Annotated in this window: 14 protein-coding genes; 3 read left to right on the forward strand and 11 right to left on the reverse strand. The window is 62.7% G+C overall.

Annotation, left to right across the window (positions count from 1 at the left end; all coding sequences use genetic code 11):
* Positions 1-304, forward strand: a 304-nt coding sequence (locus SKZ59_RS23805) for a hypothetical protein (RefSeq protein ID WP_319993150.1), incomplete at its 5' end; no start/stop codon positions are given.
* Positions 250-1,548, forward strand: coding sequence for a leucine-rich repeat-containing protein kinase family protein (locus SKZ59_RS23810; protein ID WP_319993326.1), 1,299 nt, complete (start codon positions 250-252; stop codon positions 1,546-1,548). The genes SKZ59_RS23805 and SKZ59_RS23810, both read left to right, overlap by 55 nt.
* Positions 1,549-1,602: 54 nt before the next feature.
* On the opposite strand, the gene SKZ59_RS23815 is transcribed toward SKZ59_RS23810, so the two are convergent.
* Together SKZ59_RS23815 and SKZ59_RS23820 are read right to left on the reverse strand one after the other, a co-directional pair.
* Entirely contained in the window at positions 1,603-2,868 is a 1,266-nt protein-coding gene (locus SKZ59_RS23815; RefSeq protein WP_034759421.1) for a nitronate monooxygenase, read from the reverse strand.
* Positions 2,869-3,051: 183 nt separating this feature from the next.
* Positions 3,052-3,537, reverse strand: a complete 486-nt coding sequence (locus tag SKZ59_RS23820) for a YajQ family cyclic di-GMP-binding protein (RefSeq protein ID WP_034759416.1) — start codon at positions 3,535-3,537, stop codon at positions 3,052-3,054.
* Between the two features lie 186 nt (positions 3,538-3,723).
* On the opposite strand from SKZ59_RS23820, the gene murB reads away from it, so the two are divergent.
* On the forward strand, positions 3,724-4,752 hold the full coding sequence (murB, locus tag SKZ59_RS23825; protein WP_034759411.1) for a UDP-N-acetylmuramate dehydrogenase: 1,029 nt from the start codon (positions 3,724-3,726) through the stop codon (positions 4,750-4,752).
* On the opposite strand, the gene SKZ59_RS23830 is transcribed toward murB, so the two are convergent.
* The 9 genes from SKZ59_RS23830 to SKZ59_RS23870 form a co-directional block, all read right to left on the reverse strand.
* Positions 4,753-5,067, reverse strand: coding sequence for a pyrimidine/purine nucleoside phosphorylase (locus SKZ59_RS23830; protein WP_072456264.1), 315 nt, complete (start codon positions 5,065-5,067; stop codon positions 4,753-4,755).
* 25 nt (positions 5,068-5,092) lie between these two features.
* Positions 5,093-6,118 (reverse strand): diguanylate cyclase, encoded by a 1,026-nt coding sequence (locus SKZ59_RS23835; RefSeq protein ID WP_070300817.1) that lies wholly within the window; start codon positions 6,116-6,118, stop codon positions 5,093-5,095.
* Between the two features lie 10 nt (positions 6,119-6,128).
* Complete coding sequence (cheB, locus tag SKZ59_RS23840; protein WP_034759403.1) at positions 6,129-7,181, reverse strand: chemotaxis-specific protein-glutamate methyltransferase CheB; 1,053 nt, start codon at positions 7,179-7,181, stop codon at positions 6,129-6,131.
* A 10-nt stretch (positions 7,182-7,191) separates the two neighbouring features.
* Positions 7,192-9,498 carry a hybrid sensor histidine kinase/response regulator gene (locus SKZ59_RS23845; RefSeq protein ID WP_319993151.1) on the reverse strand — a complete coding sequence of 769 codons (2,307 nt, stop codon included), beginning with the start codon at positions 9,496-9,498 and terminating at the stop codon, positions 7,192-7,194.
* The gene (locus tag SKZ59_RS23850) at positions 9,495-10,181 is read right to left on the reverse strand and encodes a chemotaxis protein CheW (protein WP_034759397.1); all 687 of its coding nucleotides are present in this window, start codon (positions 10,179-10,181) and stop codon (positions 9,495-9,497) included. Before SKZ59_RS23850 ends, SKZ59_RS23845 begins: the two co-directional genes overlap by 4 nt.
* A gap of 9 nt (positions 10,182-10,190) precedes the next feature.
* Complete coding sequence (locus SKZ59_RS23855) at positions 10,191-11,432, reverse strand: CheR family methyltransferase (RefSeq protein WP_319993152.1); 1,242 nt, start codon at positions 11,430-11,432, stop codon at positions 10,191-10,193.
* Positions 11,429-11,887 (reverse strand): chemotaxis protein CheW, encoded by a 459-nt coding sequence (locus SKZ59_RS23860; protein ID WP_072456273.1) that lies wholly within the window; start codon positions 11,885-11,887, stop codon positions 11,429-11,431. The genes SKZ59_RS23855 and SKZ59_RS23860 overlap by 4 nt, the downstream gene beginning before the upstream one ends.
* 4 nt (positions 11,888-11,891) lie before the next feature.
* A complete protein-coding gene (locus tag SKZ59_RS23865; RefSeq protein ID WP_034759388.1) occupies positions 11,892-13,703 on the reverse strand; it encodes a methyl-accepting chemotaxis protein in 1,812 nt (603 codons plus the stop codon).
* Between the two features lie 186 nt (positions 13,704-13,889).
* Positions 13,890-15,125: an argininosuccinate synthase gene (locus tag SKZ59_RS23870; RefSeq protein ID WP_034759383.1), complete on the reverse strand. Its 1,236-nt coding sequence runs from the start codon at positions 15,123-15,125 to the stop codon at positions 13,890-13,892.
* Positions 15,126-15,150 lie beyond the last annotated feature (25 nt).

The raw sequence follows: 15,150 nt of genomic DNA on the forward strand, positions 1-15,150 counted from the left end.
TCGCAGTAAGAGAAAAACCCGTCAAGCAATTGGCGGGTTTTTTTTCGTTTGGTGGTTTTGTTGGGCGCCGCTGGTGGCGTCGGCTTACGCGCTGCGCGCTAAGCCGACCTACGGTCAGATCCCCTTGCGCGTTGGCGCCGACGCTTGCGTGAGCGGCATGGAGGGTCTGACCCCGGTTGTTATTTACGTCCAATGGTTTTATGCATGGCATCGATCGCGTGCTACCTTGAAAGGGATATCTTGTCTGCTGTGCATACACTGGAACAATTACGTGCTGGCCAACTTGCCGGCCTGCGCCGCCTGAAACTGTCCTGCGGCTTGACGGAATTCCCCGGCGAAATCTTCGACCTGGCCGACAGCCTGGAAATCCTCGACCTGTCAGGCAACGCGTTGTCCACATTGCCCGACGATTTGCCGCGCCTGCACAAGCTGCGCATCATTTTTTGCTCGGATAACCTGTTCACCACCTTGCCGGCCGTGCTTGGTTCATGTCTAGCCCTGGAAATGATCGGTTTCAAGGCGAACCGGATACGCCACGTACCGGCCGCAGCCTTGCCGCCGAGGCTGCGCTGGCTGACCCTGACCGACAATGCCATCGAATCCATGCCGGATGAGCTGGGCAAGTGCAGTCAATTGCAGAAACTTATGCTGGCGGGGAACTGCCTGAGCCACTTGCCAGCTACCCTGGCGGCTTGCCACCGACTGGAGCTGGTGCGCATTGCCGCCAACCGTTTCACGGCACTGCCTGAGTGCCTGCTATCCTTGCCACGCCTGAGCTGGCTCGCGTATGCGGGCAATCCCTTTACGGAAGCGCGTGAGCTGGCCGCTCTGGCCGGTACGGGAGCGGCTGGCGTGGCATGGCAGCGCCTGGAACTGGCGCAGCAGCTGGGCGAGGGCGCATCGGGCGTGATTTACCGTGCCCGTCTCGATGGCGTCAATGACGTGGCCGTCAAAGTGTTCAAGGGAGCGATGACCAGCGACGGCTTGCCGCGCAGCGAAATGGCCGCCTGCGTCGGCGCCGGTGTCCATCCGGGCCTGATCCCCATCCTCGGCACGCTCGATGCGCATCCGCAAGGGGCGCTGGGGCTCGTCATGCCGCTCATCGATGCAGCCTACCGCAACCTGGCCGGTCCGCCGAGCCTGGAATCGTGCACGCGCGACGTGTATGCCGATGGCGAATGCTTTGAGGCACAGCAAGCGCTGGCCATTGCCCACGGTATCGCATCGGCCGTGCGCCAGTTGCATGCGCACGGCATCGTGCATGGCGACCTGTATGCGCACAATATCCTGCATGCGGACGCTGGCGCCTGCTTGCTGGGCGACTTTGGTGCGGCGTCCATGTTTGCGCCCGGCTCGCCGCAAGGGGAGGTGCTGCAGGGCATAGAGGCGCGCGCCTTTGGCGTGCTGCTGGGCGAGTTGATCGCGCACTGTGCGACGCCCTTGCCCGCCCTGCAGGCCATGATGGATGCTTGCCTGCAAGACGAGGTATTGCAGCGGCCCAAGTTCGACGCGATCGCACGGGCAGTGCGGGACATGCTACCCGCATAAAAAAATGGCGCAGCCTTCGCAGGCTGCGCCATTTTTATATCAGGCTGACAAGATTCAGCTTGCTACCAGGATTTCTTTTTCCGGCAGGGCGATCTGGTTGTCGACACTGAACTGGTAATCCTTGAAGACGTGTTCGGCCGTCAGGATCTGGTATTCGCCGTTGTCGAGCTTGTGCGTGGTGTCCTTCAGGCGATACGTGTAGTGGCCGCAGGTCCAGCAATTGAAGTTGCGCATGTGTGTGCACAGGCAAGTCTTGTCCATCACGACGACGGTTTTTTGCTCGGGATGAGCCGCCACTTCGCGGTTGTACGAGTTGATGTACGCGCAGTTGCCGGTCGCGTCGAGCAGATAGCCATACGATTCACAGCCTGGACGGATGCCGGCGCCGATGGCGGGCGTGTTCTTCAGCATGCGCATCGGGTAGCCGGTCGGCGAGACGCCATTGACGATGATGTCTTCTTCCGAGGCCTTGTAGTATTCCTGCTTGACCTTGTTTGGCAAGCCGCATTCATTCGTGACGGTAAAGCGCGTCGCGACTTGCACACCGGCCGCGCCCGCTTCCAGGAAGGAGACGGCATCGCTGCCCGTGAAAATGCCGCCAGCGGCAATCAGCGGGATGTCCAGCTGTTCGGCCTTCAGGTAGGCCAGCAGTTCCGCCGTGATCGTGTGCAGGTCGTAATTGGCCCAGTCCATGCCGAAACCCAGGTGGCCGCCGGCCAATGGTCCTTCGACGATGATAAAGTCAGGCAAACGGTCCAGCTTGGCGTTCTTGCGCAGGAAAATCTGCAAGGCGCGTACGGACGAAACGATGATGCCCAGCTTGGCATCGCGGAAACGCGGGTGATCGGCCATCAGGGCGAACGAGCCGAAGTGCAAGCCGGCGGACAGGGTGATGCCGTCGATGCCGGCGTCGAGCGCCGCATTCAGGCGCACACGCAAGGTTTCGCGCGGGCCGTTCATGGTCAGCTTTTCCATGCAATTGACGAAAATCAGGCCATCGCCTTTTTTCGCTTCCATGGTGCGGCCGATATGCAGGCGCTGCGCTTCCGCCAAACGGCCCAGGTCGAACTGCACCACGGCTTTGTCGCTGTTATTGATGTTGAACTTGTACAGTTTCGTCTTGTCTTTGACGAAGGTGGTGTCGAAACGGCGATCCGACACGTCTTCCACCATGGCATCGGAGATATGCCCGATACCGTTCAGCCGGGCCGCTTCCAGCGCCAGCTCCGACGTGGAAATATCCACACCCATTCCGCCTATCATGATGGGCACATATTCTTTTTTGCCAAATCGCAGGCGGAAATCATCAACACGTTTCATTGCTATCCTTAGACTACCGTGGTTATCACTGAGCCAGATGTACGGTCAAGCCCGCCGCCGGTCAGGCGGGCGGGCGCATGTAGCTGTGCGCAGCTTCAATTCTACCCCAAGCGGGCAGGCGCTCCGAGGCAGCTTGCCGCCACGCCGGTGCAAGCGCAGGCCGCAGCGTGCGCATCATCGAAATTAATCGCGGAAATTGTTAAATTCCAGCGGCATGTCGGGCACGTCCTTGCGCAGCATGGCCATGGCCGCTTGCAGGTCGTCGCGCTTGGCGCCCGTGACACGCACGGCTTCACCCTGGATGCTCGCTTGCACTTTCATCTTGCTGTCCTTGATGACGCGCACGATTTTCTTGGCATCATCCGATTCGATGCCATTCTTGATCTTGATGATCTGCTTGACCTTGTCGCCGCCGATCTTCTTGATATCGCCTTCGTCGAGGAAGCGCACATCGACCTTGCGTTTGGTCAATTTGTTGGTCAGCACGTCGCGCACCTGGCTGAGCTGGAATTCCGAATCCGCGAACGCGGTCAATTCGTTTTCCTTGTGTTCGACGCGGGCGTCGCTGCCCTTGAAGTCGAATCGGGTCGTGATTTCCTTGTTGGATTGCTCGACGGCATTCTTGACTTCGATCATATCGGCTTCGGAGACTACATCAAATGACGGCATGGTCTGTTCCTTTTCTTGTTAAAGCGAGCGCACGCTCGGTGCGCTGGGCCTTGGCGGCTGATTCTGCGCCATGGGACGGCCCTGTTAAAGATGCGACATTTTAACGGACAACGGGCAAGTCGCCCTTGTCTTGCGCTGGTTTTTTGTCGGTTTCACTCTATAATCGAGCAAAATAATCGCTATCCCATGTCTGCAGAGCTCACCATCGAACACAATTACAACCTCCAGCGCCTGAATACCTTCGGCATCACGGCCAATGCGGCCGCCTACGTACGCATCACTTCGCAGGCCCAATTGCAGGCCGCGCTGCAAGATCCCGCCTTGTCCGCCATGCCGCGCCTGATACTGGGCGGCGGCAGCAACATCGTCCTGACCGGCGACTTTCCCGGCGCCGTGCTGCACATGGCCACGCGCGGCATGCGCCTGGCGCAGGCGGACTTCGAGACCATACTCGTCACGGCCGCGGCCGGCGAAAACTGGCACGATTTCGTGCAGTGGACCCTGGCGCAAGGCGTGGGCGGGCTGGAAAACCTGTCACTGATCCCGGGCACGGTGGGCGCGGCTCCTATCCAGAATATCGGCGCGTATGGCGTGGAAATCAAGGATTATCTGCATAGCGTGAGCGTCATGCACAGCGCCAGCGGCATCGTTTTCGACATGGACCGCGATGCTTGCCGCTTCGCCTACCGCGACAGCATCTTCAAGCAGGCGGACGGGCGCGAACTGATCGTGCTGGAAGTGACGTTTGCCTTGCCGGCCGAATGGCAGCCGAACTTGCGCTATGCGGAACTGGCGCAGGCCGTGGCTGAGCGCAATCTTGCCGAGCCGACGCCGCAACAGGTGGCCGACACGGTGATGGCGATCCGCCGGAGAAAATTGCCGGACCCGGCCGTGATCGGCAATGCGGGCAGTTTCTTCAAGAATCCCGTGGTATCGCGCGAACAGTGTGCGGCCTTGCTGGAACGTTTCCCTGCCTTGGTGCACCATGCGCAGCCCGATGGCACGGAAAAGCTGGCGGCCGGCTGGCTGATCGATCAATGCGGCTGGAAGGGAAAAAACCTGGGGCCCGCGGGAGTGTATCCCAAGCAGGCGCTGGTTCTGGTGAATAATGGCGGCGCTCGTGGCGCGGACATTACCCGGCTGGCGGAAGCGATACAGGATGATGTTGAGGCGAAATATGGCGTGCGCCTGTCGCCTGAGCCTGTTTTCGTCTGATTAACCGAAGTGGCAGACGTAATCCACGGTCTCGACCGTTTCAATATCAAAATAGCTATTGCCCGGGATACTGAATTGCGTGCCCGCGCCATAGCTGTTCCATTCTGTCGCGTCAGCCAGGCGCACCTTGCACAAGCCGCCGACGATTTCCATGATTTCCGGCGCGCCCGTGTTGAAGCGCAACGATGACGGGAAAATCACGCCCACGCTTTTCTTCGTGCCATCGGCCAGGATGACGTTGTGCGAGACGCATTTGCCGTCAAAGTAGATATTCGACTTCTTGACGACGCTGACATTGTCCAGTTGTGTGCTCATGCTTCACTTTCCTTGCTGTTAAAAATCAGTCGCGGACGTCATTGGCGCTCAGCACGCTGTTGCGTCCGCCGCGCTTGGCCGCGTACAGGGCTTGGTCGGCGCGGTTGATCAGTTGCTCGATCGTCGAGTCCGGCGACGGCACGACGGTGGCCACGCCGATCGAGATGGTGACGATGCCCTTGCTTGCCGCCGGGTTTTCGATCTGCAAGCCTTCCAGATGACGCCGGCATGCTTCGGCGATCTGCAGCGCACCGGCCGCTTCCGTTTCCGGCAGGATCAGGGCGAATTCTTCGCCGCCATAGCGGGCGGCCAGGTCGGCCGGGCGTTTCAAATGTTCCGTCAGCACGGCGGCGACTTTTTTCAGGCCCAGGTCGCCCGCCAAGTGGCCAAAATGGTCGTTATAGCTTTTGAAATGGTCGATATCGCAAAACAGCAGGCTCAGCGGCGTCTTGTCGCGCTGGCCCCGCTGCCATTCGAATTGCAGGGTTTCATCGAAGCGGCGCCGGTTGGCGATACCCGTCAAGCCATCGAGGGCAGCTAGTTTCTGTAGTTCAATATTCGCGTCGGCCAGGTTCTTTTGGCTTTCGCGTAGGAAACGAAAAGCCTGGTCGCGCTGCAAGCGGCTGATGTGCGCGTTGGAATGGTAGCGTATGCGCGCCAGCAGTTCCAGCCGGTCGGGCAGTTTCACCACATAATCGTTGGCGCCGACGGCAAAGCTGTGGGCCTTCAGTTTCGGGTCATCCTTGGCCGACATCACGATGACGGGCACATGCGCGAGCGCCTCGTTTTCGCGGTACAGCTGGATGAGGGCGAAGCCGTCGATGCCAGGCATCACGAGGTCTTGCAGGATGACGGTCGGTTGCAAACGCAGTGCCGTGTCCAGCGCCTGCGTGGCATCGGTCACGTAATGAAATTCGACATCCTGCTGGTCGCTGAGCATGCGCCGGACTGCTTCGGCAATGATCAACTGGTCGTCCACCAGCAGCACGCTGACCTTGAATTCGGTCAATGCGGGCTCATGCTGGGTGAAGCTGGAGGAGAATTCTGGCATTGCATTCTTTTCAGATGTTAGGGGAGGGCTCCCACCCATTGTTGAGCTTGGCGCCCAGGCGGCTGCGCAGGCTGGCGCCTATTCTATCCAATGGCAGGATTTGCTGCGCCGCATCGAGTTCCGCAGCCGCGCGCGGCATGCCATACACGGCGCTGCTGGCCTGGTCTTGCGCAATCGTCGTCTTGCCGGCGCGGCGCATGGCCAGCAAACCATCGCCGCCGTCGCGCCCCATGCCTGTGAGCAATACGCCGATGGCATCGCCACGCCAGTGCTGCGCCACGCAGTTGAAGAAGACATCGACGGACGGGCGGTAAACATAGTCGCGTGGTGCTGCATCGTAACCCAAACGATAATTTTGATCTAGCAGCAGGTGATCATTGGTCTTGGCGATCAGTACGCTGCCAGCCACCAGTTCGTCGCCCTCGGCGATCACGCGCACGGGCATGCTGAGCTGGTCATCGAGCCACTTGGCGAAGTGCGAAGCGAAGGTTTCATCGATATGCTGCACCACGACGATGGCGCAGCCGGGCGGCGCCGTCCAGCCGGACAGCACCTTGGCCACGGCCGACGGCCCGCCCGTCGAGGCGCCGATGGCCACCAGGGTGCTGACCTGGCCGTCGCCCCGGTCGCCGCCATTGGCCGGTGCCTGGCGCGGCGGCGGCGCTTCGGCGCTGTGGCGTATCAGCTTGCCGATGGTCTTGATCTTGGCCAGCAGCTCGCTGTCGCCGCCCACTTCCCCCTGCAGCACGGGCGTGGCCGTGACATCGAGCGCGCCCGCGCCCAGCGCGCGGAAGACCTGGTTGACATTGTCTTGCGGGCGGCCCGTGACGACGAGGATGGCGCACGGGCTTTGCTCCATGATCAGGCGCGTCGCTTCCACGCCATCCATCTCCGGCATGTTCAGATCCATCAGGATCAGGTCGGGACGGTTGCCCTCGCACATGCGCACGGCTTCGAGCCCCGTGCGGGCGATCCACAGCACCTGGTGTTCCTGCGTACTGGCGACCACGCGGCGCAGCGCCTCGGCGGCCATGGCGACATCGTTGGCAATGGCAATTTTCATGAATGACAGCTCATAAGCGGGCATCTCCTATCAGGTCGGCCACCGCGTCGAGCAAGGTCTCGTCGTGGAAGCTGCCTTTGGTCAAATAATAGTCGGCGCCGGCGGACAGGCCGCGCGCGCGGTCTTCCGGACGGTCCTTGTACGACACGATCATCACCGGCAGCTTGTGCAGGTGCAGGTCCTTCTTGATCAGCGAAACGAGTTCGATGCCATCCATGCGCGGCATGTCCACGTCGGTGATCACCAGGTCATATTCTCCGCTGCGCACCACGTTCCAGCCGTCGATGCCGTCGATGGCCACGTCGACGTCGAAGCCGCGCGCCAGCAGCAGCTTGCGCTCCATCTCGCGCACCGTCAGCGAATCGTCGACGACGAGGATGCGCTTGGCCTTGCGGCGTTCGGCGTGGCCCGCCTGCGCCAGCTGGTGCAGGCCGCCCTCGTGCAGCAGCTTATCGATCGACAGCAGCAAATCGGGCACGTCGAGGATCAGCACCGGCTCGCCGTCGTCGAGCAGGGCGGCGGCGGAAATGTCGCGCATCTTGCCGAAGATCGGATCGATGGCTTGCACGGCCAGGCTTTGCTCGCCGCGGATGGCGTCGACCACCAGCGCATAGCTTTGCTTGCCCCGGCCGATCACCACCACGGGCAAGTCCTCGGCCTGGTTGGCCGCTTCGCCCAGTTCGAGCACCTGCGCCGCCGATACCAGGCCCAGATGCTCGCCCTTGAGTTCAAAGAACTGCTTGTTTTCCAGCGTATGGATGGCCGCTTGCGGCACGCGCACCACGCTTTCCACCTTGACGATGGGAATGGCGTAGGCTTCGCCGTGCACGTCGACCACCAGCGCGCGCACGATCGATTGCGTCAGCGGCAATGTGATGAGGGCGCGGAAACCGCGGCCCGGTTCCGATTCCAGGCGCACCGTGCCGTTTTGCTGGCGTATCGTCTCGTGCACGATGTCGAGGCCCACGCCGCGTCCGGACAATTGATTGGCCTTTTCCTTCAGGCTGAAGGCGGGCAGGAACAGGAATTCCAGCAGCTCGCCCGCCGACAGCGCGGCGGCCATGGCGGGACTGGCCATCTTGCGCTCGATGACGGACTGGCGGATTTTCTCCAGGTCGACGCCGCGCCCGTCGTCGCTGATCTCGATGCTCAGCATGCCGGCGCGGTGGCGCGCCTCCATGCGTATCGTGCCCAGCGCTTCCTTGCCCGCGTCGATGCGCTCGTACGGGCCTTCCATGCCATGGTCGATGGCATTGCGCAGCATGTGGTTCAGCGGGCTTTCGATCTTCGCCAGGATGTCGCGGTCGACCAGGGTGTCTTCGCCTTCGATCTCGAGCTGCACTTCCTTGCCCAGGCTTCGCGCCAGGTCGCGCACCATGCGCGGGAACGCGTGGATGCCGTCGCGGAAAGGGCGCATGCGCAGGGCCAGCACTTCGTCGACCATGCCTTGCGAGACGGCCAGCAGGCGCCGTTCATAGGTTTCGATGTCGGCGATGTGCTCGAGCATGAATTGCTTCAGGGGCTGCGTCTTTTGCAGCGCCAGCAGGGACTTTTCCATCAGGCCCGGGTCGGCCGAACGGGCAATGGCTTCGTGCAGGTGCTCGATGGCGGAAAACAGGCTGCTCTGGTTGCGCTTAAAGCGCTGCAGGGCGCCGACGAACGGGTGCATCTGGTGCGCATTGATGCGCGATTCGCTGGCCAGCGACAGCAGTTTGTCGAAGTTTTGCGCCTGGGCCTTGGCCGGCGCACCTGTACTGGTCGCTGTACGCGGCGCAGGCGCGGCCGCTTCCGCTTCCTCTCCCGCCAGGCCGCTGGCCACGGGCACTTGCGGTTCTGCCGCTTCCGGCGGCAAGGGTGCAGACATGGGCGCAGGCGCCGGGGGCAGGGCCGGCAATTCGGGCAGGTCGGCGATACCGGCGATGGCGTTCAGGGTCTGGTCGATCTGCGCCGCATTCGCGGCCAGCCAGGCTTCGGCGCCCGCGTCGTCCAGGCGCGACAGCTGCACGATCAGGTCGACGCCCGACAACAGCACGTCGACCCGCTCCGGCGTGAGCTTCAAGCGCCCATGCTGGGCGGCGACAAAGCTGTCTTCCATGCCGTGCGCCAGCTGCACCACCACTTGCAGGCCGACGATGGCGGCCGCGCCCTTGATCGAGTGGGCCGCGCGCATCATCGCTTCGACGGCGGCCGCGTCGCCCGCATGGCGCTCCATGGCCAGCAAGCCGTCTGTAAGGATCTGGGTCTGGCTGTCCGCTTCCATGCGGAACAGGTCCAGCATGGAAAAGGCACTGAGGTCGCCGTGCTGGTCCTGGCTCATCGTAATAGTCTCGCAAGTTGAAAGCCGATCAGCGCCGTATCGAGGCAGCCGATGCGCATGTCGCCTTCGGTGATCACGCCCGACAGGAAGCGCGACAGCCCCTTGTTGATGGTGGCCGCCGGTGCCTGCACGGCGCCCGACGCGTAACGCACGATGCCGTGCAGGTCGGCCACGGGCAGCGCGTAGGCCTGCTCTTCCCAGCGCATCAGCAGCAGGCGCGCAAACGTGTGGCGGCCCTTGGCTGGCGGTGCGCCCTGTTCATCGATGCCCAGCAAACTGGCCAGCGACATGCACGGATACAGCTTGCCGCCGATATTGACGATGCCCGCCAGGCCGCCCCCGCCGCGGTGCGGCAGCGCGTGCGGCTTGGCCTGCGGCGCCACGGAGTCGAACACGCGCGTGGGCAGCGCCAGCCATTCGCGGCCGATGCGAAACACCAGCGCCGAACTGTCGCGCACTTCGCCGCCCGCATCGATCTGGCGGAAGTGGCTGGCCCAGTCGCGCCGGTAGTGTTCGTCCACGGGCCGCTGCAGGTTGCGCTGGGCGGCGCCCGCATACACGTCGCAGTTGCGGCAATGCACGTTGGCGGGCAGCTTGGGGCAGCTCTGGTCGCCGACCACGCCGATATGGTTCCAGCAGTCGTCGATGGTGGCGGGGGACTCGGTGGCGATGAGATTTGTCATGCTTGCCCCTTAGTTGGACGCCTGGCGGCGCTCGTAGATGCGTGCCGCGCGTGCCTTCAGGGTGGCGGCGGCCGTGTGGTTGCCATTGCGTTCGGCCAGCAGGGACAGGTGGCACAGCGCCTCGTAATGGTCGGGCTGCAGGTAGATGCAGCGGCGCCAGTAGTCGTCGGCCAGGTCCATCTTGCCGGCCAGTTCATTGATGATGCCCAGCATGAAATACGCTTCCGCCGCCTCGGGCACTTTCGCCAGGTGGGCGTGGCATTTTTCGCCGGCCTCACGCAACTGGCCACGGTCGGCCAGCAGGCGCGCCTCGGCCAGCAAATCAGCCTGCGCAGTTTGCGCGGGCGGCGGCACGGACACGGGGCGCGTGCGCGGCACCGCCGGAGAGGGAGGGGCCACCGTTGTGCGCCTTGGCGCGGGCGGCACGCTGCGCAAGGTGCGCAAGGCCGGCAGTAGTGGCGCCACTGGCACGGGACTGGCCGGCGCCGCCGTTTCCTTCTTCAGGGCGAACGCCTGGCGGAACTGCAGCGTCGTAAAGCCGTTCTGGCAGAACGACGGCACTTCCGCATAGCCGGCCAGCAGCATGCCGTCGTCGGCCAGCAGGGCCGACAGGTTATGGATGGCCGCGCGCGTGGTCGGCTTGTCAAAGTAGATCAGGAGGTTGCGGCAAAAGATGACGTCGTAATGGCGGCTGTAGGTGGCCGTATCGAACTGCAGCAGGTTGCCCTGCCTGAAGGTCACCTGTTCGCGCAAGGAGTCGATGATGCGGTAGGAGTCGTCGGCCACGTGCGTGAAATAGCGTTCGCGGAAGGCCACGTCCTGCGCGCGGAAGGCGTTGCGGCCGTAGATTCCCGCCTGCGCCCGTTCGATGCAGCCGGGGCTCAGGTCATAGGCGTCGATGCTGAACGCCTGTTTCGGCACGCCGCCGTCGCGCAGCGCCATGGCCATCGAATACGGCTCCTCGCCGCCTGCGCACGGGATCGACAGGATGCGCGTGGCGCGCCCCCGCGCCCAGCGTTCCTGCACCAGTTCGACGGTGGCGTAGAACGCTTGCGGATCGCGGAACAGCCACGATTCGGGCACCACCACCAGTTCGATCAATTGCGTCATTTCGGCCGGCGTGAGCGCCTGCAGGTACGCTTCGCTATCGGCAAAGCCCGTTTGCTCCATGCGCTGGCCGACGGCCCGTTCGGCCACGGATTTGGAGACGGACAGGCCGGTCGCGCGGCGCAGCAGGGTTTGCGCCGTCATGCCGCGCCCGCGTCTTGAAACAGCAGCGCGCGCACGTCCGGCGGCAGCAGGTGTTCCAGTTCCACCAGCTGCACGATGCCGTCGGCATCGCTGGCCACCTGGCCCAGGAAGGGCACTGTCGCCACGCCGCTGTCTTCAAGCTGGAGCGTGTCGATGTCGGCGATGCCGCGCACTTGCGAGGCCAGCAGGCCCAGCGCGTGCGTGGTTTCGCCGCCAGGGGCGCGGTAGTCGACGATGACGATGCGCGTGTCGAACTGCGCGGCGGCGGCCGGCAGTCCGGCCAGGCGCGACAGGTCGATCACGGGCACGGGCGTGCCATGCAAGTCCATCAGGCCGGCCACGTAGTCTGGCGTGAGCGGCAACTGTTTCAGCTCCAGCAGCGGCAGGACGCGCACGATGCGGGCCAAGGGCAGGCCGTAGCGGTCGCGTCCGATGTGAAAGAGCAGCACTTTCATGGAATCAGATGGTCACGGCGAAAGTCGACACGCTCGACTGCAGGTCGCCCGCCGCATATTGCAGCTGGTGCACGGCTTCGCTGGTGGCCTTCAAGGACTCCACCGTCTGCTGCGTGGCGTCGTTGAGCTGCATCATGGTGTCGGAAATCTGCGAAGCGCCGATCGCCTGCGACTGCATGCCTTGCAGCACGGCGTCGAATTGCGGCGTGAGTTTTTGCACCTGGTCCATCACGGACGACAGCTGCTCGGCCACTTGCCGCACTTCGCCCACGCTGCGGCGAATTTCTTCCGAGAATTTATCCATGCCCATCACGCTGGCGGACACGGCCGACTGCATTTCCTTGAGCATTTGCTCGATATCCCACGTGGAGACGGACGTCTGGTCGGCCAGGCGGCGGATTTCCGTGGCCACCACGGAAAAGCCGCGGCCCGCCTCGCCCGCTTTTTCCGCCTCGATGGCGGCGTTCAGCGACAGGATGTTGGTCTGGTCGGCCACCTTGGTGATGGTGATCAGCACGCTATTGATATTGCTGGCTTTTTCCGACAGGGCCGCCAGCTTGGCATTGATGGAATCGGTGGCCGAGACCATGTGCTGCATGGTCGAATCCATGCGCTTGAGGTTGTTCTGCGCTTCGGCCGTCGCGTTGGTTGTGTAGTCGGCCACCGCGGTGGCGTCTTCCATGGTTTTGAGCAACTGGCTCGTGTTGGCCGAGATTTCCTTGGTGGTGCTGAGGATTTCCACACTCGTTTGCGCCTGCTCGATGCCCGTGGCTTCCTGCTGGCGCGCCGAGGCGGCGATTTCCGTGGCGGAGGTTGTCACCTGGATGCCGGCCTTTTGCACGTTGTTGAGCAGGCTGCGCAGATTTTCAAACATCTTCGCCAGGCCATTGCCCAGCTGGCCGATGGCGTCGCTGCCCGTGATGCCGACCTTGCCCGTCAGGTCGCCCGAGGCGGCTTTCGAGACCACTTCCAGCAGCGAATCGACCTTGGCCCGCAAGCTATTCGTCGCGGCCAGCTCATTGGCCTGGTTGTCCTGGATGGTTTGCGCCATGCGGTTGAATTCTTCCGATACCTTGCCCAGCTCGTCGCGCGAAAGGATGGTGGCGCGCGCGCGCTGGTCGCCGCTGGCGATGCGCCCGACGGCATCCGTCAGGCTGTTCAGCGGGCCGAGGATGGCGCGGCCCAGCAGGTAGGAAATGCCCAGCGCCAGCGCCACGCACAGCAGGCCGCCCAGCGCCAGGGTCAGCATCATGGTTTCCTGCAATTTTGTCGTGGTGGCCGTGCGTTCGGCCAGCAAGCGCGACTCTTCGGCCGCGACTTCGTCGAGCAGCTTGTTCGCCTGTCTGACGGCAGGGTAGCCGCCGGCCGGCATGGTGCGCGCCACCGTTTCCGTGGCACCGGGCGCATTGCCCAGCGCGCGGCGTTTTTCGATCAGCGGGGTGATCCACTCCTTGACCCAGGTGGTGGTCAGCGCGTCGATCTTGCGGAAGCGTTCCGACTGCACCTTGTTGTCGGCCGTCATGGCGATGGCTTTTTGCGTGTGCTGGCTCAGCACGTCCATTTCATTCGATTCCGGCGACAGCGACGTTTCACTGCCGGTCAGGATGAAACCGCGTGCTTCCACCTGGATTTGCAGGATGGAATTGTGGATCCTGTCGATCTCGCCCAGCACTTCCATCGTGTGGCGGTCCCATGCATTGGCTTCCGACAGGCGCGAAAAGCTGTTGTAGGCCACACCGAGCAGTATCAGGATGATGGCCACGATGGAGCCGAAGCCCAGGTACAGTTTATTCTTGATACTCAGGTCTTTGAACATGGGAGGGCTCCGGAAGCGGGAAGGTCAGCACAATTGCACTGTAGCATTTTGCCACGCGCACAGCAAAATGGGGGTGATCCGGGCGCGCGCCGGGCCGTAAATCGTGGTCGAGTGCGTTTCAAATGTAAAAAAGCCGCCCGTGGGCGGCTTTGCTTGGCGCGGGAGGTAGTGCCTCCCGGCAACTAGTTACTTTTGGCCACGCTTTTCGCGGGCGATGGCGGCGATGCGCATGCGCAAGGCGTTCAGCTTGATGAAGCCGCCGGCGTCGGCCTGGTTGTAGGCGCCGCCGTCTTCGTCGAAGGTGGCGATGTTCATGTCGAACAGCGAATCCGTTTTCGAATCGCGCGAGACGACGATGACATTGCCCTTGTACAGCTTGATGCGTACCCAGCCGTTCACGGTTTCCTGCGTGTGGTCGATCAGGGTCTGCAGGGCGACGCGCTCGGGCGCCCACCAGTAGCCGTTGTAGATCATCGACGCGTAGCGCGGCATCAGGTCATCTTTCAGGTGGGCCACTTCGCGGTCCAGGGTGATCGATTCGATGGCGCGGTGGGCTTTCAGCATGATGGTGCCGCCCGGGGTTTCATAGCAGCCGCGCGATTTCATGCCGACGTAGCGGTTTTCCACCAGGTCCAGGCGTCCCACGCCATGCTTGCCGCCAACCTTGTTCAGTTCGGCCAGCACGGTGGCGGGCGACATGCGCACGCCGTTGATGGCGACGATATCGCCTTTTTCGTATTCGATGTCCAGGTATTCCGCTTCGTCCGGCGCCTTTTCCGGGCTAACGGTCCAGCGCCACATGGTCTCTTCCGCTTCGGCGCTCGGGTTTTCCAGGTGGCGGCCTTCAAAGCTGATGTGCAGCAAGTTGGCATCCATCGAGTACGGCGCGCCGCCGTTCTTGTGCTTCATGTCGATTTCGATGCCGGCGTCTTCCGCGTACTTCAGCAGTTTTTCACGCGACAGCAGATCCCATTCGCGCCATGGGGCGATGATCTTCACGCCAGGCTTCAGGGCGTAGGCGCCCAGTTCGAAACGCACCTGGTCGTTGCCCTTGCCGGTCGCGCCGTGCGAGATGGCGTCGGCGCCCGTGGCGTTGGCGATTTCGATCAGGCGCTTGGCGATCAGCGGACGGGCGATCGAGGTGCCCAGCAGGTATTCGCCTTCATACACGGTGTTGGCGCGGAACATCGGGAAGACGAAATCGCGCACGAATTCTTCGCGCACGTCTTCGATATGGATGTTTTCCGGCTTGATGCCGAATTTGATGGCCTTGGCGCGCGCCGGTTCCAGTTCTTCGCCCTGGCCCAGGTCGGCCGTGAAGGTGACGATTTCGCACTGGTAGTTATCTTGCAGCCATTTCAGGATGACGGAGGTGTCGAGTCCGCCGGAATAGGCCAGGACTACTTTTTTAATGTCGCTCATATTGCTTCCAGTTGTCGTTGTCGAT

The organism is Janthinobacterium sp. GMG2, assembly GCF_033949445.1.
Taxonomy (GTDB): Bacteria; Pseudomonadota; Gammaproteobacteria; order Burkholderiales; family Burkholderiaceae_D; genus Janthinobacterium; species Janthinobacterium aestuarii.

Bases quoted from the DNA above. Each gene is read 5' to 3' on its own strand.
- SKZ59_RS23835 (WP_070300817.1), bottom strand. From the start codon at position 6,118: ATGCCAGAATTCTCCTCCAGCTTCACCCAGCATGAGCCCGCATTGACC.
- SKZ59_RS23850 (WP_034759397.1), bottom strand. From the start codon at position 10,181: ATGACAAATCTCATCGCCACCGAGTCCCCCGCCACCATCGACGACTGC.
- SKZ59_RS23820 (WP_034759416.1), bottom strand. From the start codon at position 3,537: ATGCCGTCATTTGATGTAGTCTCCGAAGCCGATATGATCGAAGTCAAG.
- cheB (WP_034759403.1), bottom strand. From the start codon at position 7,181: ATGAAAATTGCCATTGCCAACGATGTCGCCATGGCCGCCGAGGCGCTG.
- SKZ59_RS23815 (WP_034759421.1), bottom strand. From the start codon at position 2,868: ATGAAACGTGTTGATGATTTCCGCCTGCGATTTGGCAAAAAAGAATAT.
- SKZ59_RS23860 (WP_072456273.1), bottom strand. From the start codon at position 11,887: ATGAAAGTGCTGCTCTTTCACATCGGACGCGACCGCTACGGCCTGCCC.
- SKZ59_RS23855 (WP_319993152.1), bottom strand. From the start codon at position 11,432: ATGACGGCGCAAACCCTGCTGCGCCGCGCGACCGGCCTGTCCGTCTCC.
- SKZ59_RS23845 (WP_319993151.1), bottom strand. From the start codon at position 9,498: ATGAGCCAGGACCAGCACGGCGACCTCAGTGCCTTTTCCATGCTGGAC.
- SKZ59_RS23830 (WP_072456264.1), bottom strand. From the start codon at position 5,067: ATGAGCACACAACTGGACAATGTCAGCGTCGTCAAGAAGTCGAATATC.
- SKZ59_RS23870 (WP_034759383.1), bottom strand. From the start codon at position 15,125: ATGAGCGACATTAAAAAAGTAGTCCTGGCCTATTCCGGCGGACTCGAC.
- SKZ59_RS23865 (WP_034759388.1), bottom strand. From the start codon at position 13,703: ATGTTCAAAGACCTGAGTATCAAGAATAAACTGTACCTGGGCTTCGGC.
- murB (WP_034759411.1), top strand. From the start codon at position 3,724: ATGTCTGCAGAGCTCACCATCGAACACAATTACAACCTCCAGCGCCTG.